Annotated in this window: 1 protein-coding gene; it reads right to left on the bottom strand. The window is 46.5% G+C overall.

What is annotated here, in order from left to right:
• Positions 1-165: 165 nt before the first annotated feature.
• Positions 166-1023 carry a hypothetical protein gene (locus KDK19_RS07475; RefSeq protein WP_257291662.1) on the bottom strand — a complete coding sequence of 286 codons (858 nt, stop codon included), beginning with the start codon at positions 1021-1023 and terminating at the stop codon, positions 166-168.
• Positions 1024-1103: the final 80 nt, after the last annotated feature.

The following is a 1103-nucleotide window of genomic DNA, read 5'->3' as shown; positions in this document are numbered from 1 at the left end:
TTCAGGGGATTTCTGCAGCACCAGTATTGAGATGCAGAGCAGTGCCCTGGGAGTGGCCGGGTATTAATTGAACCACCCGCCCCTAAATGTCACGAATCTCATTCCCTGCAACGGTAGAGGGAATGAGACTGCCCTGCCGGGTATTAAGGCGGATTCAGAATAGGCTTAACGGAACCCTGATGACAATTTATCGGAAATTGCCATAGAACATTCATGTTTGCGTTTCAGATAATATGTCGCATTATCTTCCCAGATCACGTCTCCAAATATACTTCTTCCAAGGCTGTCTGCTACAAAACTTTTCATGCTATAAGCCTTGGCAGGCTTGGCATTTCCCCAGGGAATTCTGTAGTAGTCACCATTAGCGTTTCTTGTCCATAAATTCTCTATTAGCGATGCATCACTCCGTTTTGCTTCGCTGAGTGTGGCTGAGAATACAAGATTCTCTTCTGAACGGACAGAAACAGTAGCGTTATAGCCTTCTTTGTCGAGTGTCATTGAGCCGTAAGACGAATTGTATTTGTCCATATGTTCGAGAACATATTTCATTATTAACGAATCAGTGTGGGCCTTGATTGCCAGATATGAGTCTTTGCGAATCTCCAGCATCCAGATGGCCTCGGGATAGCTCCATCGTTTTAAGTAATACAATGGGATTCTAAAGACAATAGCCATGTCAATGTTGACCACCAGCAAAGCGCAACGTACACGTTCCGGAGAGTTGGCTGGCATGAATGGAAAAGCCTCTCCGGCCAGCTCAATGGCCTTGTCCCGGGGAACGGAGCCTTTTATAAAGAAACCTTTGTGCTCAATGCCCACAAAAGAATACTTACGTGGCGATTCCGGTTTGTTTTTCGACTCCGATAAATCGGTTGGCGGATTGCATTCAGCTCCTGTTCCCGGACCTTCATGACCCGGACATTCGACAGCTCCAGAGCCGCTCACCTGCGAGAGCAAAGACACAAAAGCCAGCGCCAACAACTTGAAGAGCTGATAATAATGATAAAAACTCGAACGAAACATAGCGAGAACACCAATGTAAACTCGTGAAGCGACCTGAAGTCATCAATCTGTGCAAATTGCGCTGTCGGCCCGTGGCTTTA

Source organism: Endozoicomonas sp. ONNA1 (assembly GCF_024606325.1).
In the GTDB taxonomy this organism is placed as follows: domain Bacteria; phylum Pseudomonadota; class Gammaproteobacteria; order Pseudomonadales; family Endozoicomonadaceae; genus Endozoicomonas_A.
This window is presented reverse-complemented; position numbering and strand designations above follow the sequence as displayed.